This window comes from Methylocaldum sp. GT1TLB, from assembly GCF_051027445.1.
In the GTDB taxonomy this organism is placed as follows: domain Bacteria; phylum Pseudomonadota; class Gammaproteobacteria; order Methylococcales; family Methylococcaceae; genus Methylocaldum.
In genome coordinates this window covers 4,734,341-4,759,995 of record NZ_CP194898.1, presented here as the reverse complement: position 1 = coordinate 4,759,995, position 25,655 = coordinate 4,734,341, and the positions used below count along the sequence as shown (strand labels likewise).

Here is a 25,655-nt window from a genome sequence, read left to right as displayed (position 1 = left end):
CCATCATGTCTACGAGAGATAAAGCACGCCTATTGATCGCTCAGGAGGCTGCGAGGATTATCGCCGAAGAGGGTGTAAACGATTATCTTCCGGCAAAAAACAAGGCTGCCGCCCGCCTGGGGATAGCGAATTCACGAAGCCTTCCCCGAAACGAGGAAATCGACCAGGCGTTAGAGGAATACCATCGACTCTATCGGGCTGAAACACAACCGCTGCACATTGCTCGTCTTCGAAAACTCGCATTAGAGGCCATGCGTTTCCTGGAAGAGTTTTCGCCGCGATTGATCGGTGGCGCGTTGGATGGCAGCGCCAGTAAATACAGCCCGATCATCTTGTATGTATATCCCGAAAGCCCCGAAGAGATCATCAAGAAATTGGTTGAAGCCCGCATACCATTTAAGGAAGGGGCCTTTTCGTTGAATTTGGGACACAGGCGGGGCATGACGTATCCGGCGCTGGATTTTTTTGTCGATGGCGTCCGCGTCGAATTGGCGGTACTCCCGCCGGAATTGAAGGGGCAACGGATCAATCGAAAGGAAAAGACGGTGCCTGGCGGCTCTCTCCAGGACGTCGAGAAACTGATTAACGGCATTTCGCCGTGAGACTCGGCCGAAGCCTCACGAGAACGACAATCAAAGACCAATATCTATCGGTTGATCGATAATCCGGTTTTGACCGGCCCAAAACGGAGAGCATTCCTTGCTCATTGCCGTTAAACGAGGGGCGGCCAGGCCGATTTCGAAAGACGCAAACGAGGCTGAAAAATCAGCCCCGTCCGTACTTGCGTCGGAACTTGTCAACACGACCGGCAGTGTCGACGATCTTCTGCTTGCCTGTATAGAATGGATGGCAAGCGGAGCAAACTTCAACCTGCAAATCTTTGCCAAGCGTCGACTTGGTTTCGAAGGTATTGCCGCAACTGCAATGGACGGCGATGGACTTGTATTCGGGATGAATATCCGGCTTCATAATGAGGCTTTCTCCAGGAAATCAGAACAAAGGGACGACAAATTTTTCATGGTACTTAAAACGGCTCTTCACTGCAAGATGGACGCACTCTTTAGCGCGGATCGTCCTGCTTCCAACTGAACATCGGCCCACCCGCATCAGCCTTTATTTCCATTTTCGGCGACAGCACTCTAGCGGCTATATACCTATCTGAGATATAAACCATAATGCGTATAGTTTCCCTCAATGTTAACGGCGTGCGGTCAGCAGCGCGCAAAGGCTTTTTCCACTGGATGGATAAACAGAATGCCGACGTTGTCTGCCTACAGGAAACCAAGGCTCAGACACACCAACTGGAAGACCCTATCTACTGGCCTAAAGGGTACCAGTGCTACTACCTGGATGCTGTCAAAAAGGGCTACAGCGGTGTGGCATTGTATAGCCGACGGGAACCGGACGAAGTCATTCAGGGCATTGGCTGGCCTGACATGGACGCCGAGGGGCGTTATCTCGAGGCCCGATTCGGCCCGCTAAGCGTCGTTTCCCTATACTTGCCTTCCGGATCGTCCAGCGAAGAACGGCAAGCGGTGAAGTTCGATTTCATGAACCGCTTCCTGCCGTATCTTCGGGAATGCGCACAGTCCGGGCGCAATTATATTTTCTGCGGCGACTGGAATATCGCCCATAAACCCATTGATCTCAAGAATTGGCGATCCAACCAGAAAAACTCCGGGTTCCTGCCCGAAGAGCGTGCTTGGCTGGATGTCGTATTCGAGGAGGACGGCTGGGTCGATGCCTTTCGTGTCGTCAATCAGGAGCCTGAACAGTATACCTGGTGGTCGAATCGCGGTCAGGCTTGGGCCAAGAACGTGGGTTGGCGTATCGATTATCACGTGACCAGCCCCACTCTCCGGGAAGCAATCCTCGCCGCCCATGTTTACAAGGAAGAGCGCTTTTCCGACCATGCGCCACTCACCATCGATTATGACTACCCTTTCCTGGCGTGACGCGCTATTTAACAGACGGATGTTGATCTGCGTCCTCACGGGGTTTTCCTCGGGGTTGCCTCTATTCGTGCTGATCAGCCTGATTTCGGCCTGGCTACGCGACGGAGGTGTCGACCTCAAAGAGATCGGGTTGCTGGCTCTCGTTCAATTTCCTTACATCTGGAAGTTTTTGTGGGCGCCACTCTGTGACCGATACGGTCTACCAATGGGGCGACGCCGGACTTGGATGCTGATTACCCAAATTGCACTGCTGCTCTCGATTCCCGCTTTTGGTTGGCTCGCTCCCGTTCCAGACATCGCGACCATTCGTTGGCTGGCGGTAGCGGTAGCACTATTTTCAGCAACCCAGGACATTGCAATCGATGCCTTTCGGCGAGAGATTCTCAGGGACGAAGAGCAAGGACTTGGCAATGTGATCCACGTGAATGCGTACAAAATCGCCGGGCTCGTACCGGGATCTCTGTCGCTGATCCTCGCTGATTATTTGTCTTGGGACGCCGTCTACTTGATCACGGCCCTGTTCATGTTCCCCGGCATTCTCCTGACGCTCATCGGAACCGAACCGGAGTTTTCCAGCCACGCCCCTCCGACGCTACGTCAAGCCTTAGTCGATCCTTTTCGTGAATTTGTTCAACGAAAGGGTTGGAGCGGCGCGTTAACGGTCCTGGGATTCATCTTTTTTTACAAGCTGGGCGATAGCATGGCAACGGCGCTGGCCACGCCCTTTTATTTAGACATGGGCTACAGCAAGACCGAAATCGGCGTGATCGCCAAGCATGCCGGACTTTGGCCTAACGTTGCAGGCGGCATTTTAGGTGGAATATGGATGATTTCCCTGGGGATACATCGGTCTCTTTGGGTATTTGGCGTTTTACAGGCGCTGGTGATTCTCGGCTTTGCCTGGCTTGCCACGGCCGGCCATACCTTGGCTGGCCTGGCTGCCGTTATCGGCGCCGAGGCGTTCGGTGTCGGATTGGGCACGGCCGCGTTCGTTGCCTACATCGCCACCGCCACCAATCCGGCGTACACCGCCACCCAGTTCGCGCTGTTTACCAGCCTGGCCGCAACGCCACGGACGCTGGCCAATGCATTCACCGGCTTTCTCGTCGAAGGTGGGGACATTAAGATGGGAAACATTTCGCTGCTTCACATCGAAGCGCTAGGCTGGGAACGCTTCTTTTGGGTTTGCTTCGCGCTCACCCTTCCAGGCATGCTACTACTGTTCAAAGTCGCGCCATGGAACGGAGGCAAGCGGAGCAGAGATCCAGGACGTCTCGAGCCTCAACCCGATTCGCAGTCATCCGACTGAAAAATTTTGCGCCGAAGGAACACGTTGCGCGGATAAGAGAGCGCCCTCTGGATGCTCTCCTCCGGCGCGAATTCGGCCTACTTTCGAATATAAAGGTCCGTAATACTGCCTTCCAGCATCTCGGCGGCAAACGCAAAGGTTTCCGACAAGGTCGGATGCGGGTGAATAGTCAAGGCGATATCTTCCATATCGGCGCCCATCTCGAGCGCCAGAACGGCCTCGCTGATAAGCTCCCCCGCATTAGGCCCGACGATCCCTGCCCCCAGAATCCGCTTAGTCTCTTTATCGCACAAAATCTTGGTTACGCCCTCTTTGCGATCGATGCCTAGAGCCCGCCCGCTCGCCGCCCAGGGAAATGCGGCTTTGTCGTAGGCAATCCCTTGAGCTTTTGCCTGATTTTCCGTAAGTCCCATCCAGGCCACCTCTGGATCGGTGTAAGCTACCGAGGGAATAGTTAACGCCTGAAACGCCGAGCGCTCTCCGGAAATGACTTCCGCCGCCACTTTCGCCTCGTGAGTCGCTTTGTGTGCCAGCATCGGATTGCCCACGATATCGCCGATGGCGTAAATATGAGGCACATTGGTTCGCTGACAGGTGTCTACCGGAATGAAGCCTTTGTCGTCGACTTTGACGCCGGCATTCTCCGCACCGATCAGATTTCCGTTTGGCTTCCGGCCTACGGCGACCAGGATGCGGTCGAACAAGTCTGATTCGGGGGCGCCTTCACCGCCTTCGAAATAAACCTGCAATCCTTCCGACTTCGCTTCGATGCGCGTTACCTTCGTCTTAAGGAAAATATTCTCGTACTGTTTCTTGATGCGCTGATACAACGGCTTAACCAGATCCGCATCGCAGCCCGGAATGATCTGGTCCATCAGTTCGACAACCGTGATCTTCGAACCAAGCGCATGATAAACAGTGGCCATTTCCAAGCCGATGATGCCGCCGCCGATGATCAGAAGACGCTTAGGCACTTCGGCGAGTTCCAAGGCATCCGTGGAATCCATCATGCGCGGATCGTCGTGAGGGAAACCCGGAATCTGTACCGGCTGCGAGCCGGCTGCGATGATGGCGTGATCGAAACTGACCGTCTTTGTGCCATCTGCCGTTTCAACCTGTAGCGTTCGGTCCGAAGAGAATTTGCCCACGCCGTTGACGATGGTAACTTTGCGCTGCTTGGCCAAGCCTGCAAGCCCCGTCGTAAGTGTCTTCACGACTTTGTTCTTCCAGTCGCGCAGCTTGTCCAAATCAACGTTCGGCGAACCGAAATTCAGTCCAAAACTTGAAGATTCCTGCGCCTCCTGAATGACCTTGGCGGCATGCAGCAATGCTTTCGAAGGAATACATCCGACATTTAGACAAACGCCCCCCAACACCGGATAACGCTCGACCAAAACCACCTGTCTGCCCAAGTCGGCGGCTCGAAAAGCGGCGGTATAACCACCCGGACCGCCGCCCAAAACGACAACTTCGGCATGTAGACTAGATGTATCGGACATCGAACGTATACCTTCTATTAAGAAAAAATTGCAGATTAGCGTTCCATCGCAAGTTGTATCGAACCGGTTTGCCGGCAAGCCTCAAAGCATCCCGGCTTCTATAAAAGGACTCGCCGCAGTTCGGCCAGCAATCCAGCCAAATAAACCGTGAATCGTGCCGCCTCGGCTCCATCGATGACGCGATGATCGTACGACAGGGACAATGGCAACATCAGGCGCGGAACGAACTGTCCGTCCAGGTAAACGGGCTTGGTTTGCGCTCGGGACAAACCAAGTATTGCCACTTGAGGCGGATTGATGATGGGCGTAAAAGCCGTACCGCCGATTCCGCCGAGGCTCGAGATAGTAAACGACGCCCCTTCGAGATCGTTGTTGCGCAGTTTCTTGCCACGGGCTTTCGCGCCGAGTTCTGCCAATTCCCTAGCCAAGTCGAAAATGCCTTTTTGATCGACATCCCGAACTACGGGCACCACTAGGCCTTCCGGAGTATCCACCGCCACGCCCAAGTGATAGTACTTTTTAAGGATCAGCTCTTCGCCGTTGGCTGCGAGGGATGAATTAAACGTCGGAAACTCTTTGAGCGCTGCCGCTACGGCCTTGATGACGAATGGCAGAAAGGTCAGCTTCACATTCTGCTTTTCCGCCTCGCTCTTGAGCGACTGGCGAAAGGCTTCGAGATCGGTGATGTCGGCTTCATCGTGTTGCGTCACATGGGGAATGCTCATCCAACTCCGAAGCAGATTCGGGCCGGAAAGCTTCTTGATGCGGGACAACGGCTGTCTATCGACGGTGCCGAACTGAGCGAAATCAATTTCCGGCTGAGGCGGAATGGCGAAAACACCACCAGCCATCGCTTGCTCGACCCGCTTCAGGCTCGCTTTTACGAATGCCTGAACATCCTCCTTCAAAATACGGCCTTTTGGCCCGGTGCCTTGAATTTTCTGAAGCTCAGCCCCCAATTCACGGGCGAACTTCCGAATCGATGGGCTCGCATGAGGAGGATGCGCATGCTCTTCAACAACTTTTAAAGCTCGTTCGGCGATGGCCGGCGCGGGCTTCGGCTTCGCTTCCGGCTCTGCTACTGAGGAAGGCGCGGGCTGCTCGGCAACGGGCTTGGGCGCCGCTTCGCCGGAGACGATCTTTCCAGCTTCCGCTTCCGCCTCAGGCGGAGCTTTCTCTTCCCGTTCCGGCTGGGCCCGATCAGCAAGCTCCAACTGCAATATCGGCGACCCCATGCTCACCCGATCACCGACATTGACCTGCATTTCTTTCACCACGCCGGAAAACGGCGAAGGCACCTCCATCGCCGCTTTATCGCTTTCCAGCGTAATCAAGGAATCGTCGGCCTTGATTACATCCCCCGGCTTAACTAGCACTTCGATGATCTCGACGTTCTTGAAATCCCCGATATCGGGAACTACGACTTCTTTTAGCACTGCCATAGCGATTCCTTTACACCTTCACTGGATTGGGCTTTTCCGGATCGATGCCGTATTTAGCCATAGCTTCCGTCAGTGTAGAAGTCGCCACGCCGCCCTCATCGACTAAGGCTTTTAGTGTCGTAAATGCGATGTAATGCCGATCCACCTCAAAAAATCTCCGCAATTCGGAACGTTGATCGCTGCGACCAAAGCCGTCGGTACCCAGCACCGTATAGGATCTCGGAACAAAGGGCCGGATTTGATCGGCGAGCATTTTAATATAGTCGGATGCCGCGATGATCGGCCCCTGGGTTCCGGCCAGGCAATCCTCCACGTAGCTGACGCGGGGCGGCTGATCCGGATGCAGGAGATTCCAGCGCTGTTTGTCGAGTCCGTCACGGCGCAGTTCGGTAAAGCTGGTGACGCTCCAAACGTTCGCTTTTACGCCGAAGTCCTGCTCCAGCAACTCCGCCGCGACGATGGCCTCGCGGAGTATCGTACCGCTGGCCAAAATCTGGGCTTGAGCCGATTCGCCGGCGTCCTTGAGCTTATACATGCCCTTGACGATCCCTTCGCGCGCGCCGGCCGGCATGTCAGGATGAGTATAATTTTCATTCATGACGGTGACGTAGTAGAAGATGCTCTCGCCCTCCTGATACATACGCCTGAGGCCGTCTTGAATAATCACGGCCAGTTCGTAGGAAAAGCAAGGATCGTAAGCTACGCAATTTGGAATCGCCGACATGCTGACGTGACTATGCCCGTCCTGATGCTGCAAACCCTCGCCCGCCAGCGTCGTACGTCCAGCAGTTCCTCCCATCAAGAAGCCGCGCGCCTGCATATCGCCCGCGGCCCACATCAGATCCCCCACCCGTTGATATCCGAACATCGAGTAGTAGATGTAGAACGGGATCATCTGGATGTTGTGGTTGGTATAAGCCGTACCGGCCGCGAGCCAGGAGCACATGGAGCCCGCCTCCGAAATGCCCTCTTCCAGGATCTGCCCTGATTTGTCCTCCTTGTAGTACATCACTCCGCCGGCATCCGCAGGAACGTACAACTGCCCGACGGAAGAGTAAATACCGTATTGGCGGAAAAGTCCCTCCATACCGAAAGTTCGGGCCTCGTCCGGTACGATGGGTACGACGTACTTACCCAATTTTTTATCCCGCAACAGCAGCGTCAGGATGCGCACGAACGCCATCGTAGTCGACATTTCCCGATCTTCGGTGCCCTTCAGCAGAGGTTCGAAGACATCCAGCTCCGGCACCTGCAAAAGCGGCGCGTCGCGTCGCCGTTGCGGCACGTATCCGCCCAGGCTCTTTCGACGCTCGTGCATGTAGCGCTGCTCCGCACTGTCTTCCGGCGGCTTGTAGTACGGCAACTCCATCAGCTGGTCATCGGGAATGGGAATATTGAAACGATCCCGGAAGTGGCGGATCGCCTGTTCGTCCATTTTCTTTTGCTGGTGCGTGGTCATGAGCCCTTCGCCCGCGCTGCCCATGCCATAACCCTTGACCGTCTTGGCCAGGATCACCGTCGGCTGTCCGGTATGGTTTACCGCCGCATGATAAGCGGCGTAGACCTTGTGCGGGTCGTGCCCGCCACGATTCAGGCGCCAGATGTCCTCGTCGGACATATTGGCCACCATCTCCTTCAGCTCCGGATACTTGCCGAAGAAGTGCTCGCGGGTGTAGGCACCGCCTTTCGCTTTGTAGGCTTGATACTCGCCATCCACGGCCTCTTCCATGCGCTTCTTCAAGAGGCCGTCTTTGTCTTTGGCCAGCAGAGGATCCCAATAGGAACCCCAGATGACTTTGATGACATTCCAGCCGGCACCGCGGAACTCCGCCTCAAGTTCCTGGATGATCTTGCCGTCGCCCCGCACTGGCCCGTCGAGCCGCTGCAGATTGCAATTGATGACAAAGATGAGATTGTCCAATTTCTCCCTGCCGGCAAGTCCGATGGCTCCCATGGATTCCGGCTCATCCATTTCGCCGTCGCCGCAGAAACACCAGACTTTGCGGCCCGAGGTCGCCAGAATCCCCCGATCCTCCAAATATTTCATGAAGCGCGCTTGATAAATCGCCATCAGCGGACCAAGCCCCATGGATACCGTCGGAAACTGCCAAAAATCTGGCATCAACCAGGGATGTGGATAGGAGGAAAGACCATTGCCGCCGATTTCGGCGCGAAAACTGTCCAGCTGTTCTTCGTTCAGGCGTCCTTCCAGAAACGCACGGGCGTAGATGCCGGGAGCGGCGTGCCCCTGAAAGTAAATCAGATCCCCGCCGTGGTTCCCATTGGCGGCATGGAAAAAATGGTTGAAACCCACGTCGTAAAGCGTCGCAGCTGAAGCGAAGGTGGCAATATGTCCACCGTATTCGCTGGTTTTACGGTTGGCTCGGACAACCATCGCCATCGCGTTCCAGCGGATATAAGAGCGGATGCGCTGCTCCAAACCGGCATCGCCCGGCAAGCGGGGTTCCATGTGGGGCGGAATGGTATTGATGTACGCCGTATTCGCCTTATAAGGCAGGTTCGCCCCCGCGCGGCGTGCCTGATCGACCAAGCTTTCGATCAGGAAATGCGCACGCTCGATACCTTCAGTCTCGATAACGGCCTCCAGGGCCTCCAACCACTCGCGGGTTTCTTCGGGATCGATATCGTTGACGCTCTTAAGGTTTTGCGATGGGTGAGACGGACTCACGGCGGACATAGGAAAGGTTCCTCCACTGATTAAGGGCTTCCAGCTAATTTTTTCGAATGCAGACAAGCAAGCGACAAGTCATCTATTGAATTCCGACCTTTAGATTGCTTGAAACGAAAGAATTTCTGGCATGTTTGTTGAACCGTTGATCCAGTGATTACAGAACTGTGCAACTCTGACTTTGCCTTCTGAACGAGGTCAACGTTGTATTGTTAGAAAAAAAAGTCTAATCGGAAAATGTTACAGACTACGAGCCGATTACGCCAGAAAAGCTAATCTGAAAAACTGCTCGGCTAGCGATTTTATGAGCTTTGATCACCTGGTATTATCGTCCGGTAGCCAGATCCGAGGCACAAAAATATTGCCCGCTCATCAATTGCCGCGATAGTGCAGCGTTTGTGAGCGACTCTACTTTTAAGACAACCGGTCGCCCCATATGTTAGGAAGCAAAACAAATTCGGAAAAGGAACGTCGGCGTGCCCCGCGGTTGGATTCGCGAATTTCCGCCTATCTAATCATGCCATCGAGCGCCCCATTGCGTGGCGTCGCGAAGAACATAAGCCGTTCAGGCGTCTTCATTGAGACTACCAAACCGCTGAAACGGCTCATCGGTGAACCGGCTCGGTTGGTCTTTACGCTCGAACATGGAAACTTGGTGAGGTTGGCTCGCTATTCGGTGGTTATCGTGCGGGAGTCACAGCACGGAATCGGCCTCGGCTTTTGGCATTCGAGCAAGGCGGTGGATTCGCGTAAAGCCTAGCCGTAGGTTTATAGTCACTCCCGAGCCAAACACGCCTGCCCGCTTGGACCCAACGGCCCGAAACATTGAGAAACTCTCGCAACCTACATCAAGCAGGCAAACGGTAAAACATCGACCATTTCACCGGGCTCCACAGAAGCGCGATCATGCGCCAGAATAATCATGGCGTTTGCCAGGCTCATGGAGCGAAGAATGCCGGAACCCTGTTTGCCGCTCGTACGCACTTCCCAGTCACCGGTTTCGGTTCTTTCGAGAATGCCCCGCTGGTACTCCGTGCGGCCCGGCTTTTTAGCAAGCCGCTCGAGACACTTGGCTTTCAGTGTGGGAATAACCGGCCGCTCCAGAATTCCCATTTTCTTTTCCAGTAATGGAAGGACAAATTGGTAAAAGTTTACCATCACGGCGACCGGGTTACCCGGCAACCCGATGAATGTCGACGCGCCGATACTACCAAAAGCCACGGGGCGTCCCGGCTTCATGGCAACCTTCCAAAAACCGATATTGCCTATCGAAGACAGAACCTCCTTGACGAAATCGGCTTCACCTACCGATACGCCACCCGAGGAAATGATCACATCCGCAGCGGATGCAGCCCTTATCAAAGCTTCGCTTAGTAGCTCGGGATCATCGGGCACGATGCCCTGGTCCATCACCTTGACACTTAACCGTCTTAGTGCCGAGTGGAGCGTATAGCGATTGCTGTCGTATATGCCGCCGGCCTCTAAGGATCTTCCTAGCTGATGCACTTCGTTTCCGGTCGATAAGAGCGCTACCCGAGGTCGCCGCTTGACCTTGATTTCACTTATGCCTAACGAGGCGATCAGCCCGATATCCGGTGGGGTCAGATAGCGTCCTCCGTTCAGAACCGTTTCGCCCCGCTTGACGTCCTCACCCGCCATGCGGACATTATCCGCCATGCGATGCCGCCCACCGGTTATGCAGACCCGATCCCCGTCGACATCGACATGCTCCTGCATCAGCACGGTATCCGCACCGGCCGGCATGGGCGCACCGGTCATGATGCGCACCGTTTGTCCTGGAAGCACGGCGCCAACAAACGGCGTTCCCGCCAGAGCCACGCCTACCACCTCCATTTTCACGATGCTTCCAGCGCCCGGCAAATCCGTTCCTCGTATGGCGTAGCCGTCGACAGCCGCATTGGTATGAGATGGAACATCTAAAGGCGAGACCACAGGGTCATGCAAAACTCTCGTTACGCCCTCGAGGATGCTGACTTGTTCGTAACCCCTGACCGAGGAAACGGCATTCAGTATGCGCTCTAAGGCATCATCGACATGAAGTGCGTCGTGCTCATCATTGTCGCTACAACTGGGTCGGTTAGTCGTAGTCATGGCGAGACCAATCTGGAAATATTCGGTGCCAGTGAGAATGGTACTATTGGAGGCGAGTATGAGCGACAATGAATGCCAAAAAATCCGGGTTCCGAATTCGCCGACAAAAGGCCGAGGGGCCGTAAGCAATCGGGAATCCCGCTATTCCGAGACCGTCCGAGAAAAAATCGACGACGACTGGTGGGCAGAGGATGTGCCCCCGGCAGCAACCACCGTAACACACGATAGCGCTCGGAGCATTATCACCCATAACCGGTCGCCCGACATCCCTTTCGATCAGTCGATCAATGCCTACCGGGGCTGCGAGCATGGTTGCATTTACTGCTATGCGCGGCCTAGCCATGCTTACTTGGGACTGTCGCCGGGACTGGATTTCGAAACCCGGCTGTTCGTCAAATCCGATGCGGCGAGTCTGCTGCGCAAGGAGCTAGCGAAAAAATCCCATCGTCCATCTCCAATCGCTTTAGGCGCCAACACCGATCCTTACCAACCTATCGAGCGGGAATGGCGCATTACTCGGGAAGTTCTCGAGGTACTCTACGAATGCCGCCATCCGGTTAATATCACGACCAAATCGGCACTCATCGAACGCGATCTCGACATTCTCTCGGCAATGGCGCGCGAGCATCTGGCCCAAGTTCAGATTTCGATTACCACGCTTGACAAGGGGTTGGCCCGAATTATGGAGCCGCGGGCTACGAGCCCGCAACGCCGACTCCAAACAGTTCGCATTCTAGCGGACGCTGGTGTGCCAGTGACCGCACTGGTGGCCCCGGTGGTTCCGGTTCTGACGGACGCGGAGCTCGAAGCCATCCTTGCTCAGGCAGCCGCACATGGCGCCATCCGCGCCGATTACATCGTGCTGCGCCTTCCTCTCGAACTGAAAGAATTATTCCGCGAATGGCTGGAAACCCATGTCCCGCTAAAAGCCAAGCACGTTCTGGCGCGACTGCGCGATATCCATGGCGGTAAACCGTATGAATCTAGTTTTGGCCTTCGCCACTCCGGGTCAGGGATTTACGCCGAACTCATCCGGAATCGATTCCTCGTGGCCCTCAAGAAACACGGGCTTAACGCCACCGAAATCCGTTTAAACCCGGATCTCTTCAAGCGTCCTAGTGATGCGCCTGTGCAAACCAGCTTATTTTGATACCTGCTCGAATCAAAAATGGCGATCCAAAACTTATGCTAGGCTTTTATGCTGAAAAGTAAGCGTCATCGCACCGACTAAGGATCCTAAGTTTGGACGAGCTTTACACCGAATTATGCGTCCTACAAAGCCACCTGGGTAACCTCGTCGATCGCATTCGGCAGAACCAGATTAAATTGCATCGCTTCCAAACGCTGGAAATGACCTTGCTCACGCTGAACTCTCTGCGTGAACTGGTCGATCAGGTGTTGGAAGACACTCGCGTTCTATTCGAGCTTGACGCCGTTAGCTTCGTATTGGTCGACGAAAAAGGCGAACTCGAGCGCTTCCTCAGAGAGGATGGTCTAAACGTCGACAAGCAGCCAAATCTTATATTGCTGCCCAGCGGCGAAATCCTGGACCGTACGTTCCGCAAGACCTTAAGACCTTACCTAGGGTGCTACAAACCCGAAAAATGTGCCGCATTCTTCCCACGCCTTCCGGATACTTCGTCCAGCGTTGCACTCTTGCCTCTCTATCGTCGAGGCAAACTCATGGGGAGTTTAAATCTCGCCAGTACCGACACCATGCGCTTTTCCGAGCAGATGGCAACGGATTTTCTGGATCGGCTGGCCTGCGTGCTCAGCGTATGCCTGGAAAATACCTTGAACTTCGAACTGCTGCGACGAACCAGCCTTATCGACACGCTCACCGGCGTCAACAACCGGCGATATTTCGAACAACGCGTCAGTGAAGAAATCGACCGGGCACTACGCAGCGGCGAATGTCTGTCATGTTTATTTCTGGATATCGATCACTTCAAGACGATCAATGATACTTATGGGCATCAAAGCGGTGATCGGGTGCTGGTCGACGTGGCACAGACCATCCGCTCCATGCTGCGCAACAACGACGTGTTAGCGCGCTATGGCGGCGAGGAGTTCGTTGCGCTTCTTTCGACAGGAACGGGCAACCGGGCTGCCACCGATGTAGCAGAACGAATCCGCCAACGCATTGCCGATCGCGAGTTCTACGATAAGGATGGCGAGGCGCTGAAGATAAGTTTGTCTATCGGCGTAGCCACTTTGGACCCAACCAGGGTCAGCGGGATCGATGCCACCGAGGCCCGCCTTATCGAAGCAGCTGATATAGCTTTGTATCGAGCCAAAAACAATGGTCGAAATTGCGTAGTCAGCAACGGCTTTGTCGAACCGAGCTTTCAAGAAACATCGCAACAGTGCGTTGCCGGCTTCTAGCCAGCATTTCCCATACTTCTCCAATCGCAAACGGTATCTTCGGGAACGTCGGAGCCGATCTTTCAATCGCGAACCGACGCTTAATCGCCACCTTCCGCGCGCGGTAGCGTACCGTTTTTGCGCTGCGCCACGCACCGCTGCGACGAAGGGAAGAAATGTGGGTTAGAGCCAGAAAACACCTCCGGCTCTAACGGATAGCGCGAGTTTATTCGGCCGGCTCTTGCGATTCAGCGGGGTCTTCCTGAGGACCACCTTCCGGCTGCTGTTGCGAAGGATCCGCAGCAGGACTTTCCGACGGTTTTTCCGGCGCCGTGCCAGCACCGGGCTGCTGCGGCGAATCGATCGCAGGTTTCTCAGCCGGTTTCGGCTGCTCGAACTGCTCTATCTTCGCCTTGTTTTTCAGCTCTCCAATGTGTTGTTGCAGCCGTTGTGTCTGCATCATGGATCGCAGCTGGTCTTTGACGGCATCAAAGGGCGGTGGCGGCTGGTCGCGCGAATCTTCACGCAGGATCACGTGCCAACCGAACTGAGTTTGAACGGGCGTTTGGGTCAATTCGCCATTCTTTAAAGCAACTACCGCGTTTGCGAAAGGCGGCACCATCTGCTGCGGGTTAAACCAGCCCAAGTCGCCACCACTTCCCTTGGAGCCAGGATCCTTGGAAACTTTCTTCGCGATATCCGCGAACTTTTCCCCTTTTTGTAGTCGCTTAATGACATCCTTCGCCGCCTGCTCGGTATCCACCAGAATGTGCCTGGCTTTGTACTCCGTCAACTTCATCGAACCAACGCGCTGGTCATATTCTTTCTTCAAATCTTCGTCGGAAATCGCAGCGCTGTTGATGAAATGTTCCGCGGCAATTTGCGACAAAACCATTCGATCGGCATTTTCCACGCGCGCGGCGTACTTCGGATCATTGGTCAGCTGCTGGGCCTCGGCCTCTTGGCGCAATAGTTCTCGTTTAATCAGTTCATCGATGATTTTTTCTTCCGATATCCCGTTGTCCCCGCGGCGCTGAGCCAGTTCCGCCGATAAGATATCGACTGCGGCTCTACTGATCGGTCTGCCGTTGACTACGGCGACTGAGTTTTCAGCCGTTGGGGCCTCAGCCGTGCTTGTCGCACCCTTTTGGCCATCAGTGCCAACGTTATTGCATCCCGCGATAACCAATACGCTGGCGATAGCGGCGACAAGTGAATATGTCTTCATTTACGCATTTCCTTTTTGTTGAAATTCAAGTGGAGTAAAAGCCTTCATACTGAAAGCGTGTATCTCTTTCTGCATCAAGTCGCCCAGCGCGCGATAGACCAACTGGTGCCGCTGAACCGAACTCTTTCCTTCAAACATCTCAGACACGATAGTGGCGTAAAAATGCCCACCGCCGGTTTCCATGGCACCAGCATGGCCGGCGTGCGCCATACTATCGTCGGTAACTTCCAAATGTACCGGCGAGAGCACCTCTTCCAGTCGGCTCCTGATTTTTTCGACTCGACTTATCATTATGGAAGCACCTTCTTGAACGGTTTGATCGTCACCCGAGCATACACGCCCGCCAGACGATAAGGGTCCTCATCTGCCCATGCTTGAGCAGCTGCCAGACTGGAGAATTCGGCAACGATCAAGCTGCCGGTGAACCCGGCTTCGCCCGGATCTTCGCAATCGACAGCCGGATGGGGACCTGCCAAAATCAACCGCCCCTCGGCTTGCAGCGCTTTCAACCGATCGAGATGCGCAGGACGCGCTTCGAGACGATTTGGCAGGCTTCCCTCAGCATCCTCACAAATAATGGCGTAGAGCAAAAAACTACTCCTCCGGATTGGGTTCGGGCAAAAAACGAGATAGATAGATGGACTGGGCAATGACAAACACGAACGTTAGCCCCAAAAGGCCGAAGAGCTTGAAGTTGACCCAAGTCTCTGTACTGAAATTGTAAATAACAAAAAGATTGACACCCCCGAGCGCGACGAAGAACGCGGCCCAACTCAGATTCAATCGGCGCCAAACCAAATCCGGCAGTTCAATTTGATTACCTAGCATGCGCTCGATCAGTGTTCGCTTGCCGAATAGTTGACTACCGAGAAAGGCCATGCCGAACAGCCAATTGAGTACAGTCGGTTTCCACTTGATGAAAAGTTCATCTTTCAAGAATAAGGTTGCACCACCGAAGATAACGATGATTGCCAGCGAGACCAAATGCATAGGCTCGACTTTACGCGTCTTTAACCACGTGACCGCCACTTGTACCGCAGTCGCTACGATAGCGGCGAGAGTTGCAGCGTAAATATCGGAAATCTTAAAAACGATAAAAAAGAGAAAAATCGGGAAAAAATCGAACAGCAATTTCATAGTTCGGGCATAGGTAAAAAGAGATTAGGAGTCAGGCGTAGACGTCCACACCCAACATCTGGCTGAGAGCGCTTTTTGCCTCATATTGCGGCAAATCGAATTGTGCGCGATAGGCATTTAGCGCGTGCTTCGTTCTCGCGCTCAGTATCGTTTGGTATTGGGCAGTTCGTTGTTCCTCAGCTTCCTTCCTGAGTTGAGTTGGCTGGTTGAGGCGATCCAGGACGGCTTTCAATTCATCTGAAGACGCGACGCCGCCTGCGCTATTGTCTCCCATATTAATACTGGCATTTTCTACGCCAGCCATTATCCTTGGGTCAGCCGAAGTGACTCCTTGGACGGCTATAAGTTCCCGCTGCCGTTTGATTTCAGCGAGCGCGTAAGCAGAAATAGAGGCGGCTTTTTGAATATCCATGGTCGGACGGCGCCTGCGGCTTTACCTATTCATTCCCTTATAATAAATACTATTTCACAGAACATTATATCCGACAATACTTTGCAAACCGGCAAACCGAAGCTTAACACATCGAAAGCGTATGCATGGCCAAGCACCATTCCGGAAGCGAGAAGCGTTCCCCAAGTTACCAGGGGCACTCCGGACGGAAGCTATTCCGAGGTTCCTCGGTCCAATCTTCAAACACATCCAAGCACTCAGAGCTATGAACGAACAAACCCGAATCGAACTGGAAGCAGCAGCTTTCCGACGGCTGCTGCAACATCTGCGCGATCGTTCCGACGTGCAAAACATCGATCTGATGATTTTGGCGGGCTTTTGCCGTAACTGCCTGGCCAAATGGTATAGCGCCGAGGCGAAGGAGCGCGGTATCGACATCGATTATCCGGCGGCGCAAGAAATCATTTACGGCATGCCGTATGCCGAATGGAAGGCCAAGTATCAAAAAGAGGCCACACCGGAGCAACTCAAGGCCATGGAGGAAATCCAACGCCGCAATGAAGCCGCCGGACATTAGCGGCAACGGCCCAAAGGTTTAGAACGTCCCGCCGTTCCAGCCCCATTGACTGCCTTTGATATCGGTAAATTCGATGTAGACCCGCGCTGGAGGAATATCGAGCCGTTGTTCCAGCAAACTGCAAATTGAACGGGATAGCGATTTGATCTGGCCGGCGGGCAATCCGATGCTCTTGAGTTCCGCATAGGCTGCCGGCTCGCCGGTGCCGCCGAACAGCATAGGAACATCGCTGTTCAAACTCACCATGACGTAGGACTCTGGTTTTCCGAGCTCTTTGGCCAACAGGCGCGAAGCCGCCGTCAGCAGCGGCTCGCGCTGGTCGGGAGAAACTTCCCGATTAGTCTGTATCGTCAGATAAGGCATAGAAGAACTCCACTACTGGATAAGAAAATCGGTAAAAAAGAGATCCTTTAGTCCTTCGCCTGCGCCATATTTTTCCAGGGTTTTGGTGACATCCTGTAACGCCGCTTGACGAAGCTTCTCCCGCTCGTCCACAGCAGAAAGCTGCTCGGGATTGCGATTCGAAAAGAGCATAATCAACGCATGACGAATAGGCGGCATGTGCATTTTGATCTTTTCCGCATGCTCCTTGCTATCGATCAACAGTTGAATGTCGGCTCTAAGATAATGGCGTTTGCCCTCAAGATTTACCAGCACCGATTCTAAAGGCAAATATTCGACTCCACCGTCTCCTTCGCCGCTCATGCCATAACCAAACGGACTAAATAAAAGAAGAAACAAAGCCAGAATTTTTGATCTTCCCACGAGGTTCTCCAGTGGCTTTCGGTTAGCGTCTCGTCGCGTTCGCTCGATTATAGTTTAAAATCGTGGACCTTCAGTATTTCCGGCGGACGCCCATGAAATCATCTAAGCCGCTAGGGCCTGTGATGCTCGATCTACAGGGCCTAACCGTAAGCCCCGATGAAAAGGACAAATTGACCCACCCCGCCGCAGGCGGGCTCATTTTGTTCAGTCGGAACTACGAGTCGCCGAGGCAACTCATGAATCTCGTGGGGGAGATTCGCGCGTTACGCCCCGAAATTCTGATCGCAGTGGATCACGAGGGTGGTCGCGTACAACGCTTCCGCGAAGGATTTACACGATTGCCGCCCGCCGCCCGTTATCACGAGATAGCAAATGGGCAACCGGACCACTCCGAAGCAGCGGCCGAAACGGCCGGTTGGCTTACGGCGGCGGAACTTCGGGCCGTCGATATCGATTTCAGTTTCGCGCCCGTTTTGGATGTCGACTCGGGCGTCAGCGACATCATCGGCAATCGCGCGTTTTCCCGCGATCCTTTCGAAACCGCACAACTCGCCCGGGCTTTTGCGAGAGGTATGAGACGAGCCGGAATGCCATCCGTGGGCAAGCACTTTCCCGGTCATGGCGGCGTGGCGGAAGACTCCCATCTGGCACTGCCGATCGACCACCGCAGCATGGACGAAATCGAAAACCGCGATTTACTGCCATTCCGCGCCCTCATCGAATTCGGATTGGAGGGAATCATGCCGGCCCACGTGATTTACGCGGAAATCGATGAGCGGCCGGCCGGTTTTTCATCTTTTTGGATTCAAGAAGTTCTTCGCCGCCGGCTCGGATTCGACGGAACCGTGTTCAGCGACGACTTATCCATGGCCGGCGCAGCATTTGCCGGAAATCATGTTGACCGCGCCAGGCTAGCGCTCGAAGCGGGCTGCGACATGGTACTGGTCTGCAACATGCCCGACGCCGCCGGCGAAGTCCTCGAATCCTTGACGAATCATTCCAGCACAGAACGCGAGCCCCGCCTCCAGCGCATGCGGGGACGTTTTTCCATGGATCGTAATGCCTTATTGGCGAGCACTGACTGGCAGCGCGCCACAGAACTGATCGCATCTATCAACGAACAACCGGGACTCGCATGAACAAATCGGAAGAAATCGAACGAGTAATAGCCGAAGCCGACTGCCTTTTTTCGGAAAACGAGGTCAACTCGGCCCTCGACCGCATGGCGGCCGAGATCACTACACTCATCGGCGATAAGACCCCTTTGTTGCTCTCGGTTCTCAACGGCGGCATCATTCCCACCGCAGAGATTGCCCTGCGTCTGCGCTTCCCCTTGGAAATCGACTCCATTAAGGCCGGCCGCTACCAGGGAGAAACCCGCGGCAGCGAAATTCGCTGGCTCTTGAAGCCTAGCATTCCCCTCCGTGATCGGACAGTACTGATCATCGACGACATCCTGGATGAGGGCATCACCCTGGCTGAGATTCGGAAATACTGCCTCGAAGAAGGCGCCGAAGCCGTGTACACGGCTGTTGTCGTAGACAAGAAATTGAATAAGGAGAAACCTTGCCGAGCCGATTTCATCGGATTGGAAGCCGAAGATCGCTATTTGTTCGGATTCGGCATGGATTATAAAAGCTATCTTCGCAATTGGCCGGGCATCTTCGCCTGCAAGCACGTTTATTGATAAAGGGAGCTGTCATGACTTTAATGGCCATCATCGGGGGAACCGGTCTCACACGGCTCCCTGATCTCACGATTGTCCGGCGTGAGCGAATCGCCACGCCGTATGGAGATCCTTCTTCAGAACTGGTTTTTGGCCATTTTCATCAGCAAGAACTGGTGTTTCTGGCGCGCCATGGCAACCCGCACATCATTCCGCCACACAAGATCAATTACCGCGCAAACATCTGGGCGCTGAAAGAAGCCGGTGCGGCCAGCATTCTGGCGATAGCCGCGGTAGGAGGAATCCGCGCCGATATGGTGCCGGGAAAAATCGCCGTTCCAAACCAAATCATCGATTACACGTACGGACGGCCACACACGTTTTTCGAGACTGATCTCGAACTGGTAACCCACGTCGATTTCACTCACCCCTACAGTCCATGGTTGCGGGAAAAGATATTGACCGCAGCTCAAGTGGCGGGCGTCAGTATCATCGATGACGGCGTATACGGCTGTACCCAGGGGCCGCGGCTGGAAACCGCGGCGGAAATCAACCGCATGGAACGCGACGGCTGCGATCTCGTCGGAATGACCGGTATGCCGGAGGCCGCCCTGGCACGCGAACTCGGCATCGATTACGCCTGCTGCGCCGTGATTGCCAATTGGGCGGCGGGAAAAACGGCAGCCGAAATTACAATGATGGAAATCGAAGCAAACTTAGTGGCGGGAATGGCCGATTTAACATCCATCCTGAGGCATTTCGTTCAGGCATAAGACATCGGCAGATTAACCGCAGCCGCCAACCATGACCCTTACCGTCTTTTGCGTTCCGAAAAATTTCCCCTCGGACTCGGCGATGACCAATATGGCGCTTGTTTCGTTCATCTTTACGCGCAAGGAAGCAAATCCGTCGGTTCCGGGCTCGAAGCGAATCTGAGCCGCCAGCGGCGTGGGATTTTTCTCTACGAAAATGAGCATGCGCGAGGTGTTCGGCAGCCGGCTATCGACTGAAATCGGCACGATCGCGCCGTTCTCGGCCAGTTCCGGCACTTCGAAGGCAATTCGGTTGGTTTCAGCCCACGACGCTCCCGCCAACATATCCGAAAGCAGTCGGCTGAAACCGTTCTCCATCCGTTGAGGTGCTCTGGATTTCGCCACCCCAAAAACGACTTCCCAAGGTAATGCTAATGCCGCTACTAGCATTCGAACGAAGTTGCGTCTGGATTGCGTCATTTCGTATCCCTGCTTGAATCCAAGCGATCTAATGATTACCTTAACTTTGGCCCCGTTCGACCTGAGTCACTAAAATGTCCAGCATCAAGATACGCACCAAGCAGGAAGAAGGCCTAACCACCGTCCGCATGCTTATCACCCATCCGATGGAAACCGGACGCCGCTGGGATGAGCTGACGGAAAGAACCATTCCGGCTCACTTCATTCGAGAAGTCAGAATAGAGCACAATCAACGCTTGGTCGCAAGCTGTGAGCTAAGCACAGCCGTATCCAGAGATCCCTACATCTCAGTGAGATTCCGTGGCGGAAAAACGGGCGACAAGATTCGTGTCACCTGGGCGGACAATTTGGGAAACACCGACAGCGCCGAAAGCACCATCGGTTAAGGTTACGCAGCACCTTACAGTTCACGGGTTGCGCTGAAGCGAATATCCGGCCAGCGCTCCTGGGTAAGCTGCAGATTGACTCGGCTGCTGGCCAAATAAACCAAATAACCGCTGCCGTCTTCGGCCAGATTGTCGAAAACCTTGCGCTTGAATTCCTCCAGCTTCTTCGGATCATCACACCCGACCCAGCGTGCCGTGGTGACCGGTACGTTGTCGTAAACGCATTCGACGTTGTACTCCGATTTCAACCGGAAGGCCGTCACATCGAACTGTAGGACACCCACGGCGCCCAGAATAAGATCGTTATTCTTAAGCGGCCGAAAGAGCTGGGTCGCGCCCTCCTCGGTCAATTGCTGCAAGCCCTTTTGCAGGGCCTTCGCGCGGAGCGGATCTTTCAGCACCACCCGGCGGAACAACTCCGGCGCGAAATAAGGCACCCCTTCGTATTTGAGCGTCTCCCCCTGGCTGAACGTATCGCCCACCTGGATCGTGCCATGGTTATGCAAGCCGATGATGTCGCCCGGATACGCCTCTTCGACATTGGTTCGGGTATCGGCCTGGAACGTGATGGCATTGGCGATCTGGACCGTTTTGCCGATGCGGACGTGGTGCATTCGCATGCCCTTCACGTACTTGCCCGAGCAGATTCGCATAAAAGCGATGCGGTCGCGGTGCGCCGGGTCCATATTCGCCTGAATCTTGAAGACGAAGCCGGTGAACTTTTCTTCCTCGGGCCCCACGACGCGCTCGCGGGCTTGCCGCGCTTGAGGCGGTGGCGCATAGTCTGCAAACGCGTTCAATAGCTCCAGAACGCCGAAATTATTGATCGCCGAGCCGAAAAATACCGGAGTTTGCTTTCCGGCCAAGTAGGACTGGATGTCAAACTCGTGACTGGCGCCGCGCACCAGCTCGATCTCCATCCGCAACTCGTCTGCCTGATCTCCGAGTATCTCTTCCAACCGAGGGTTATCCAATCCCTGGATGACCTCCCCTTCGACGATGCGATCACCGTGAGACGGGCTGAACAACTGAATCGCGTCGTCATACAACTGATACACGCCTTTAAAGCGCTTGCCCATGCCGATGGGCCAAGTCATGGGCGCGCATTGAATCTTTAAAATGCGTTCGATCTCGTCCAACAATTCGATGGGCTCCCGCCCTTCGCGGTCGAGCTTGTTAATGAAGGTGAGGATCGGAGTATCCCGCAACCGGCAGACCTCCATGAGCTTAATGGTCCTTTCCTCGACACCCTTGGCGCTATCGATCACCATCAGGGCGGAGTCCACCGCCGTGAGCGTCCTATAAGTATCCTCGGAAAAATCCTCGTGTCCGGGAGTATCCAACAGATTGAAAATCTTATCCTTGTGCTCGAACTGCATGACCGAGGTCGTAACCGAGATTCCTCTCTGCTTTTCCATCTCCATCCAATCCGAGGTGGCGTGACGAGCCGCCTTGCGTCCTTTGACCGAGCCGGCCAACTGGATCGCGCCTCCGAACAGGAGGAGCTTTTCGGTCAATGTGGTTTTACCGGCGTCCGGGTGAGAGATGATGGCGAAAGTGCGGCGGCGGCTTAATTCCGAAAGAAATTCAGACATCGAAAATTGCAGCGAAAAATACAAATTATACCGCGCTCGCCACGACTAACGGCAGCAGAACACGACTTTGAAAGGGATTATGTTCTTGTCGGGCCGGCCAGTTTTGGGAGTTTGGACGAGCTATCGGTTACGCCGGTCGGCAGCCTCTTCCATTTTCCTGCCGAGCTTTTGGACGTCCTTGCCGAAGCCCGATACGGTATTGCACCCGACGAGCATTGCGATCATCAGCCACATCAGGACGCGAAAAGCGAATTTCCTCACAAGTATCCCCCGCAAAAAATTGATCCAATCACTATAGGGGCTAGTTGCGGCCCATTTCAATACCTTGTCACTTAGCTCGATACGGTACTTTCGAATCCCAGATTTTTCACCGTAATCAAGCGCGATTCCATGCCATGTTCGACGCAGTAGCGCGACTCTATAAATTTCTAGTTTGGCACAGCGATATTTTCGCTTTCTTACAACAGTGTCGCGCAATAGCGACTAGCCTCATAGACCTCCCTCGGTGAACCTCCACAGACCATTCTTTACTGACTTCTTGGAAGCGGTTGAACGATTTTGCCCGTTTCTTAAGAGCGACATACGAAGCCCGAAAATATCGGCCAATGTCTCGCATTTGTTTACTTATTAAATGCTTATGAATATGGCCCAAATAATGCCTGAAGCCGAAGCGTGCCGAACAAGGGTTACACAAGAAAATCGTTAGGGACGATAAACACAATCGAGGCACCACGGATAACAAGCCAATGCCGTGCGCTATTGGGGGCTCTGGCGATCGTCAGGCTACGTGACCATAACCACTACCGTAAGCCGTGTAGTCATGAAGAAAAAGAATCGAATCTTCTATTCGCCACTGATTTCAACCGAAACCTCGATGCCCCCGCCGATCATTCCGCCAAAAGCGGTTCGACCTGAGAGCAGCGAAAGGTAGCAACGCGAAGCCAAGGTTCGACGGCAGTCATCCCGCGCAGGCGGGATTGTCAATCGAACCTTAAACGGCAAAACCTAGCGGAATAACTCCCTGCCTCAGGATTCCGGTCGATTTCATTCCACAAAAGACCGCTCTGTAGCAGCAGGCTTCCCGACGCGGCCTGATTCGTGACGCCCTGAAAAGGGACACCGGGACTGACTTCCTGAGAATTAGAGGAGGAGATTTCGAGAAACCGCTCGCATCTGCTTTCCATTACTAAGAGCCTATCCCAATAGGCGATAATAAGCGTCTTTAACCGGTAACCGAGGAGAAGACCCATGGGACTCATTACCGAAGACGATGGCTGGCGGATTCCCGACGCCTTATGGGAAAAGATGTCACCCCTGCTTCCGGTGCACGTGCCCAAGCCGCATCCCCTGGGATGTCATCGTCGCCGGGTCGACGACCGTGTGGCGATGAATGCGATTGTGTTCGTCCTGCGTACCGGGTGTCAATGGAATGCCCTGAATGCGACGGGGATCTGCTCCAGCAGTAGTGCCCACCGCCGGTTCCTGGAATGGGTTGAGGCGGGTATTTTCGAGCGTTTCTGGCAGGAGGGGTTGCTCGAATACGAGCGGCTCAAGGGCATCGACTGGAGTTGGCTATCCCTGGATGGCGCCACGACCAAGGCGCCCCTGGCCGGCACAAAAAAACGGGGCCAAATCCGACGGACAGGGGCAAACAGGGGGTCAAGCGCAGCCTGTTGACCGAGGCGGATGGAATCCCACTGGCCGTAGTGGTCGAGGGTGCCAACCGCCACGACATGAAACTGGTCCGTTCGACGCTGGCGGCGGTTCAAGCCCAGCGGCCCGAACCGACCCCGGAACAGCCCCAAGGATTATGTTTGGATAAAGGGTATGACTATGACGAGGTGCGGGATATTGTCCACGCGTTCGGGTTCACGGCCCACCTTCGAACCCGCGGCGAGGAGGCCCAAGCGATCAAGCGGGACGCGGGATTCGCAGCGCGGCGCTGGGTCGTAGAGCGCACGCACAGTTGGATGAACCGCTTTCGGCGCATTCTCATCCGCTGGGAAAAGCGGGCGGATACCTATCTCGCTCTGTTGCATCTGACACTGGGCATCATCACCTGGCGAGCCACCGGCCTATTGGGATACGCTCTAATACTACAGCCGCATTTATTTAGGTCTAACAAGCATGGTAATCGACTGAGGAGACTGCCATGCAAGACTCGATACGACAGTGGGACGCGGAGCTGACCGCACTGCATGCGCGGATTGGCTCGCGTTTTCGGCGGGCGGAACCGCGGCAACGCGCGTTGGGGTATCTGCGTGGGCTGTTAAGTCCGGTCGCGCGCAAGAACGGCTGGCAGCTGGCGGAGCACTTGGGGGAGCGGACCCCGGATGGCGTCCAGCGGCTGTTGAATGGCGCTGAGTGGGATGCCGATCGGGTACGGGATGACCTGAGGGCTTACGTGGTGGAGCGGTTGGCCGATCCAGAGGCGGTGTTAGTGGTGGACGAGACGGGTTTTTTGAAGAAAGGCACGCACTCGGTCGGAGTCAAGCGCCAATACAGTGGCACGGCCGGCCGCATCGAGAACAGCCAGGTCGGCGTTTTTCTCGCTTATGCCAGTGTGCACGGGGCGGCTTTTCTCGATCGGGCACTGTACCTGCCCAAGGAGTGGGCCGCCGCCCCCCATCGCCGCGCCGAGGCGCACGTGCCTGAAGGGGTGACGTTTCGCACCAAGCCTGGGTTAGCGTTGGAGATGATCGAACGCGCGTTGGACGCCGGTGTGCCGTGCCGCTGGGTGACCGGTGATGAGGTGTATGGGGGCGATCGGCGGCTGCGGTTTTGGCTGGAGCAACGGCGCCAGCCGTTTGTGCTGGGGGTGGCCTGTAACGTGCCGTTGTGGCGTGATGGTCCGGTGTATCGGCCGGCGCAGGAACTCGCCGCCGAACTACCCGCTTCGGCGTGGCAGCGGCACTCGGCCGGAGACGGTGCCAAGGGGCCACGGGAGTACGACTGGGCGTGGCAGCCTTTGTGGCGGTGGCAACCGACCGCTGAGGAGCGGGCCTGGGGCCATTGGCTGGTGGTGCGCCGGAGTCTTGAGGATCCGAGCAAGCTGGCGTATTACGTAGCGTTTGCCCCGCGGGAGGGCACGACGCTGGAGACCCTGATTCAGGTCGCCGGGCGACGGTGGACCATTGAAGTGGGCTTCGAGAGGGCCAAGCAGGACTGTGGGTTGGACGAGTATGAGGGACGGACGTGGGACGCCTGGCATCGGCATATCACCTTGGCGCTGCTGGCCCAGGCGTTCTTGGTGGCTATGAGCACCCAAGCGAAAAAAGGGGCACTGAGGCCGGCTTGATCCCATTTAC

At 55.0% G+C, this 25,655-nt stretch carries 27 protein-coding genes and 1 pseudogene; 13 read left to right on the top strand and 15 right to left on the bottom strand.

The window, feature by feature from the left end; all coding sequences use genetic code 11:
• Positions 1-5 precede the first annotated feature (5 nt).
• Positions 6-602 (top strand): hypothetical protein, encoded by a 597-nt coding sequence (locus ACR2R1_RS21030; RefSeq protein WP_434111787.1) that lies wholly within the window; start codon positions 6-8, stop codon positions 600-602.
• 163 nt (positions 603-765) lie between these two features.
• Here the strand turns inward: ACR2R1_RS21030 and rpmE are convergent, their stop codons facing one another.
• Complete coding sequence (gene rpmE / locus ACR2R1_RS21025; RefSeq protein WP_077727999.1) at positions 766-969, bottom strand: 50S ribosomal protein L31; 204 nt, start codon at positions 967-969, stop codon at positions 766-768.
• A 206-nt stretch (positions 970-1,175) separates the two neighbouring features.
• On the opposite strand from rpmE, the gene ACR2R1_RS21020 reads away from it, so the two are divergent.
• Positions 1,176-1,955 carry an exodeoxyribonuclease III gene (locus ACR2R1_RS21020; protein ID WP_086133580.1) on the top strand — a complete coding sequence of 260 codons (780 nt, stop codon included), beginning with the start codon at positions 1,176-1,178 and terminating at the stop codon, positions 1,953-1,955.
• 19 nt (positions 1,956-1,974) lie between these two features.
• Positions 1,975-3,264, top strand: a complete 1,290-nt coding sequence (locus ACR2R1_RS21015) for an AmpG family muropeptide MFS transporter (protein WP_205780633.1) — start codon at positions 1,975-1,977, stop codon at positions 3,262-3,264.
• A gap of 77 nt (positions 3,265-3,341) precedes the next feature.
• On the opposite strand, the gene lpdA is transcribed toward ACR2R1_RS21015, so the two are convergent.
• The 3 genes from lpdA to aceE form a co-directional block, all read right to left on the bottom strand.
• The gene (lpdA, locus tag ACR2R1_RS21010; protein ID WP_434111784.1) at positions 3,342-4,763 is read right to left on the bottom strand and encodes a dihydrolipoyl dehydrogenase; all 1,422 of its coding nucleotides are present in this window, start codon (positions 4,761-4,763) and stop codon (positions 3,342-3,344) included.
• A 98-nt stretch (positions 4,764-4,861) separates the two neighbouring features.
• On the bottom strand, positions 4,862-6,205 hold the full coding sequence (aceF, locus tag ACR2R1_RS21005) for a dihydrolipoyllysine-residue acetyltransferase (RefSeq protein ID WP_077727995.1): 1,344 nt from the start codon (positions 6,203-6,205) through the stop codon (positions 4,862-4,864).
• Between the two features lie 10 nt (positions 6,206-6,215).
• Positions 6,216-8,903, bottom strand: coding sequence for a pyruvate dehydrogenase (acetyl-transferring), homodimeric type (aceE, locus tag ACR2R1_RS21000; RefSeq protein WP_133716934.1), 2,688 nt, complete (start codon positions 8,901-8,903; stop codon positions 6,216-6,218).
• A 427-nt stretch (positions 8,904-9,330) separates the two neighbouring features.
• Between aceE and ACR2R1_RS20995 the strand changes: the two genes are divergently transcribed.
• A complete protein-coding gene (locus tag ACR2R1_RS20995) occupies positions 9,331-9,654 on the top strand; it encodes a PilZ domain-containing protein (RefSeq protein ID WP_077727993.1) in 324 nt (107 codons plus the stop codon).
• Positions 9,655-9,737: 83 nt separating this feature from the next.
• Here ACR2R1_RS20995 and moeA read toward each other — a convergent pair whose 3' ends face one another.
• Positions 9,738-11,006, bottom strand: a complete 1,269-nt coding sequence (gene moeA, locus ACR2R1_RS20990; protein WP_133716935.1) for a molybdopterin molybdotransferase MoeA — start codon at positions 11,004-11,006, stop codon at positions 9,738-9,740.
• A 58-nt stretch (positions 11,007-11,064) separates the two neighbouring features.
• Here moeA and ACR2R1_RS20985 point away from each other — a divergent pair, with 58 nt between their 5' ends.
• Positions 11,065-12,156, top strand: a complete 1,092-nt coding sequence (locus ACR2R1_RS20985) for a PA0069 family radical SAM protein (RefSeq protein ID WP_133716936.1) — start codon at positions 11,065-11,067, stop codon at positions 12,154-12,156.
• A gap of 92 nt (positions 12,157-12,248) precedes the next feature.
• The gene (locus ACR2R1_RS20980) at positions 12,249-13,391 is read left to right on the top strand and encodes a GGDEF domain-containing protein (RefSeq protein ID WP_077727990.1); all 1,143 of its coding nucleotides are present in this window, start codon (positions 12,249-12,251) and stop codon (positions 13,389-13,391) included.
• A 205-nt stretch (positions 13,392-13,596) separates the two neighbouring features.
• Here the strand turns inward: ACR2R1_RS20980 and ACR2R1_RS20975 are convergent, their stop codons facing one another.
• Genes ACR2R1_RS20975 through ACR2R1_RS20955 form a run of 5 tightly spaced genes read right to left on the bottom strand, consistent with a single transcriptional unit; the run spans position 13,597 to position 16,147 of the window.
• Positions 13,597-14,598, bottom strand: coding sequence for a peptidylprolyl isomerase (locus tag ACR2R1_RS20975; RefSeq protein WP_133716937.1), 1,002 nt, complete (start codon positions 14,596-14,598; stop codon positions 13,597-13,599).
• Positions 14,599-14,889, bottom strand: coding sequence for a BolA family protein (locus tag ACR2R1_RS20970; protein WP_077727988.1), 291 nt, complete (start codon positions 14,887-14,889; stop codon positions 14,599-14,601).
• The gene (locus ACR2R1_RS20965) at positions 14,889-15,188 is read right to left on the bottom strand and encodes a YciI family protein (protein WP_077727987.1); all 300 of its coding nucleotides are present in this window, start codon (positions 15,186-15,188) and stop codon (positions 14,889-14,891) included. Before ACR2R1_RS20965 ends, ACR2R1_RS20970 begins: the two co-directional genes overlap by 1 nt.
• Positions 15,189-15,192: 4 nt before the next feature.
• Positions 15,193-15,735, bottom strand: coding sequence for a septation protein A (locus tag ACR2R1_RS20960; RefSeq protein ID WP_077727986.1), 543 nt, complete (start codon positions 15,733-15,735; stop codon positions 15,193-15,195).
• A gap of 31 nt (positions 15,736-15,766) precedes the next feature.
• Entirely contained in the window at positions 15,767-16,147 is a 381-nt protein-coding gene (locus ACR2R1_RS20955) for a hypothetical protein (protein ID WP_086133584.1), read from the bottom strand.
• A 244-nt stretch (positions 16,148-16,391) separates the two neighbouring features.
• Between ACR2R1_RS20955 and ACR2R1_RS20950 the strand changes: the two genes are divergently transcribed.
• Entirely contained in the window at positions 16,392-16,703 is a 312-nt protein-coding gene (locus ACR2R1_RS20950) for a DUF1244 domain-containing protein (protein WP_077727984.1), read from the top strand.
• A gap of 18 nt (positions 16,704-16,721) precedes the next feature.
• On the opposite strand, the gene ACR2R1_RS20945 is transcribed toward ACR2R1_RS20950, so the two are convergent.
• Together ACR2R1_RS20945 and ACR2R1_RS20940 are read right to left on the bottom strand one after the other, a co-directional pair.
• On the bottom strand, positions 16,722-17,066 hold the full coding sequence (locus ACR2R1_RS20945; protein WP_086133585.1) for a phenylpyruvate tautomerase MIF-related protein: 345 nt from the start codon (positions 17,064-17,066) through the stop codon (positions 16,722-16,724).
• A 12-nt stretch (positions 17,067-17,078) separates the two neighbouring features.
• On the bottom strand, positions 17,079-17,468 hold the full coding sequence (locus ACR2R1_RS20940) for a flagellar basal body-associated FliL family protein (protein ID WP_133716940.1): 390 nt from the start codon (positions 17,466-17,468) through the stop codon (positions 17,079-17,081).
• A 92-nt stretch (positions 17,469-17,560) separates the two neighbouring features.
• Here ACR2R1_RS20940 and nagZ point away from each other — a divergent pair, with 92 nt between their 5' ends.
• The 3 genes from nagZ to ACR2R1_RS20925 are packed head-to-tail and all read left to right on the top strand — an operon-like array spanning position 17,561 to position 19,907.
• Positions 17,561-18,607: a beta-N-acetylhexosaminidase gene (nagZ, locus tag ACR2R1_RS20935; RefSeq protein ID WP_434111781.1), complete on the top strand. Its 1,047-nt coding sequence runs from the start codon at positions 17,561-17,563 to the stop codon at positions 18,605-18,607.
• A complete protein-coding gene (locus ACR2R1_RS20930) occupies positions 18,604-19,155 on the top strand; it encodes a hypoxanthine-guanine phosphoribosyltransferase (RefSeq protein ID WP_133716941.1) in 552 nt (183 codons plus the stop codon). The genes nagZ and ACR2R1_RS20930 overlap by 4 nt, the downstream gene beginning before the upstream one ends.
• Before the next feature lie 14 nt (positions 19,156-19,169).
• Positions 19,170-19,907: an S-methyl-5'-thioinosine phosphorylase gene (locus tag ACR2R1_RS20925; RefSeq protein ID WP_077727979.1), complete on the top strand. Its 738-nt coding sequence runs from the start codon at positions 19,170-19,172 to the stop codon at positions 19,905-19,907.
• Between the two features lie 12 nt (positions 19,908-19,919).
• On the opposite strand, the gene ACR2R1_RS20920 is transcribed toward ACR2R1_RS20925, so the two are convergent.
• On the bottom strand, positions 19,920-20,366 hold the full coding sequence (locus ACR2R1_RS20920; protein WP_434111779.1) for a thiosulfate oxidation carrier protein SoxY: 447 nt from the start codon (positions 20,364-20,366) through the stop codon (positions 19,920-19,922).
• 74 nt (positions 20,367-20,440) lie between these two features.
• On the opposite strand from ACR2R1_RS20920, the gene soxZ reads away from it, so the two are divergent.
• Positions 20,441-20,752, top strand: coding sequence for a thiosulfate oxidation carrier complex protein SoxZ (soxZ, locus tag ACR2R1_RS20915; protein ID WP_205780632.1), 312 nt, complete (start codon positions 20,441-20,443; stop codon positions 20,750-20,752).
• 14 nt (positions 20,753-20,766) lie between these two features.
• On the opposite strand, the gene ACR2R1_RS20910 is transcribed toward soxZ, so the two are convergent.
• Positions 20,767-22,347, bottom strand: coding sequence for a peptide chain release factor 3 (locus ACR2R1_RS20910; RefSeq protein WP_077728120.1), 1,581 nt, complete (start codon positions 22,345-22,347; stop codon positions 20,767-20,769).
• A gap of 120 nt (positions 22,348-22,467) precedes the next feature.
• Positions 22,468-22,563 carry an entericidin A/B family lipoprotein gene (locus ACR2R1_RS20905; RefSeq protein ID WP_240502365.1) on the bottom strand — a complete coding sequence of 32 codons (96 nt, stop codon included), beginning with the start codon at positions 22,561-22,563 and terminating at the stop codon, positions 22,468-22,470.
• A 1,032-nt stretch (positions 22,564-23,595) separates the two neighbouring features.
• Between ACR2R1_RS20905 and ACR2R1_RS20900 the strand changes: the two are divergent.
• Together ACR2R1_RS20900 and ACR2R1_RS20895 are read left to right on the top strand one after the other, a co-directional pair.
• Positions 23,596-24,431, top strand: a pseudogene (locus tag ACR2R1_RS20900) (IS5 family transposase); the annotation flags it as partial.
• A 68-nt stretch (positions 24,432-24,499) separates the two neighbouring features.
• Positions 24,500-25,645, top strand: a complete 1,146-nt coding sequence (locus ACR2R1_RS20895) for an IS701 family transposase (protein ID WP_434110624.1) — start codon at positions 24,500-24,502, stop codon at positions 25,643-25,645.
• The last annotated feature ends 10 nt before the right edge of the window (positions 25,646-25,655 follow it).

What these genes read in the sequence shown, in the direction of transcription:
- ACR2R1_RS21030 (WP_434111787.1), top strand. Translation starts at nt 6, where the DNA reads ATGTCTACGAGAGATAAAGCACGCCTATTGATCGCTCAGGAGGCTGCG.
- rpmE (WP_077727999.1), bottom strand. Translation starts at nt 969, where the DNA reads ATGAAGCCGGATATTCATCCCGAATACAAGTCCATCGCCGTCCATTGC.
- ACR2R1_RS21020 (WP_086133580.1), top strand. Translation starts at nt 1,176, where the DNA reads ATGCGTATAGTTTCCCTCAATGTTAACGGCGTGCGGTCAGCAGCGCGC.
- ACR2R1_RS21015 (WP_205780633.1), top strand. Translation starts at nt 1,975, where the DNA reads ATGTTGATCTGCGTCCTCACGGGGTTTTCCTCGGGGTTGCCTCTATTC.
- lpdA (WP_434111784.1), bottom strand. Translation starts at nt 4,763, where the DNA reads ATGTCCGATACATCTAGTCTACATGCCGAAGTTGTCGTTTTGGGCGGC.
- aceF (WP_077727995.1), bottom strand. Translation starts at nt 6,205, where the DNA reads ATGGCAGTGCTAAAAGAAGTCGTAGTTCCCGATATCGGGGATTTCAAG.
- aceE (WP_133716934.1), bottom strand. Translation starts at nt 8,903, where the DNA reads ATGTCCGCCGTGAGTCCGTCTCACCCATCGCAAAACCTTAAGAGCGTC.
- ACR2R1_RS20995 (WP_077727993.1), top strand. Translation starts at nt 9,331, where the DNA reads ATGTTAGGAAGCAAAACAAATTCGGAAAAGGAACGTCGGCGTGCCCCG.
- moeA (WP_133716935.1), bottom strand. Translation starts at nt 11,006, where the DNA reads ATGACTACGACTAACCGACCCAGTTGTAGCGACAATGATGAGCACGAC.
- ACR2R1_RS20985 (WP_133716936.1), top strand. Translation starts at nt 11,065, where the DNA reads ATGAGCGACAATGAATGCCAAAAAATCCGGGTTCCGAATTCGCCGACA.
- ACR2R1_RS20975 (WP_133716937.1), bottom strand. Translation starts at nt 14,598, where the DNA reads ATGAAGACATATTCACTTGTCGCCGCTATCGCCAGCGTATTGGTTATC.
- ACR2R1_RS20970 (WP_077727988.1), bottom strand. Translation starts at nt 14,889, where the DNA reads ATGATAAGTCGAGTCGAAAAAATCAGGAGCCGACTGGAAGAGGTGCTC.
- ACR2R1_RS20960 (WP_077727986.1), bottom strand. Translation starts at nt 15,735, where the DNA reads ATGAAATTGCTGTTCGATTTTTTCCCGATTTTTCTCTTTTTTATCGTT.
- ACR2R1_RS20955 (WP_086133584.1), bottom strand. Translation starts at nt 16,147, where the DNA reads ATGGATATTCAAAAAGCCGCCTCTATTTCTGCTTACGCGCTCGCTGAA.
- ACR2R1_RS20950 (WP_077727984.1), top strand. Translation starts at nt 16,392, where the DNA reads ATGAACGAACAAACCCGAATCGAACTGGAAGCAGCAGCTTTCCGACGG.
- ACR2R1_RS20945 (WP_086133585.1), bottom strand. Translation starts at nt 17,066, where the DNA reads ATGCCTTATCTGACGATACAGACTAATCGGGAAGTTTCTCCCGACCAG.
- nagZ (WP_434111781.1), top strand. Translation starts at nt 17,561, where the DNA reads ATGAAATCATCTAAGCCGCTAGGGCCTGTGATGCTCGATCTACAGGGC.
- ACR2R1_RS20930 (WP_133716941.1), top strand. Translation starts at nt 18,604, where the DNA reads ATGAACAAATCGGAAGAAATCGAACGAGTAATAGCCGAAGCCGACTGC.
- ACR2R1_RS20925 (WP_077727979.1), top strand. Translation starts at nt 19,170, where the DNA reads ATGACTTTAATGGCCATCATCGGGGGAACCGGTCTCACACGGCTCCCT.
- ACR2R1_RS20920 (WP_434111779.1), bottom strand. Translation starts at nt 20,366, where the DNA reads ATGACGCAATCCAGACGCAACTTCGTTCGAATGCTAGTAGCGGCATTA.
- soxZ (WP_205780632.1), top strand. Translation starts at nt 20,441, where the DNA reads ATGTCCAGCATCAAGATACGCACCAAGCAGGAAGAAGGCCTAACCACC.
- ACR2R1_RS20910 (WP_077728120.1), bottom strand. Translation starts at nt 22,347, where the DNA reads ATGTCTGAATTTCTTTCGGAATTAAGCCGCCGCCGCACTTTCGCCATC.
- ACR2R1_RS20905 (WP_240502365.1), bottom strand. Translation starts at nt 22,563, where the DNA reads ATGCTCGTCGGGTGCAATACCGTATCGGGCTTCGGCAAGGACGTCCAA.
- ACR2R1_RS20895 (WP_434110624.1), top strand. Translation starts at nt 24,500, where the DNA reads ATGCAAGACTCGATACGACAGTGGGACGCGGAGCTGACCGCACTGCAT.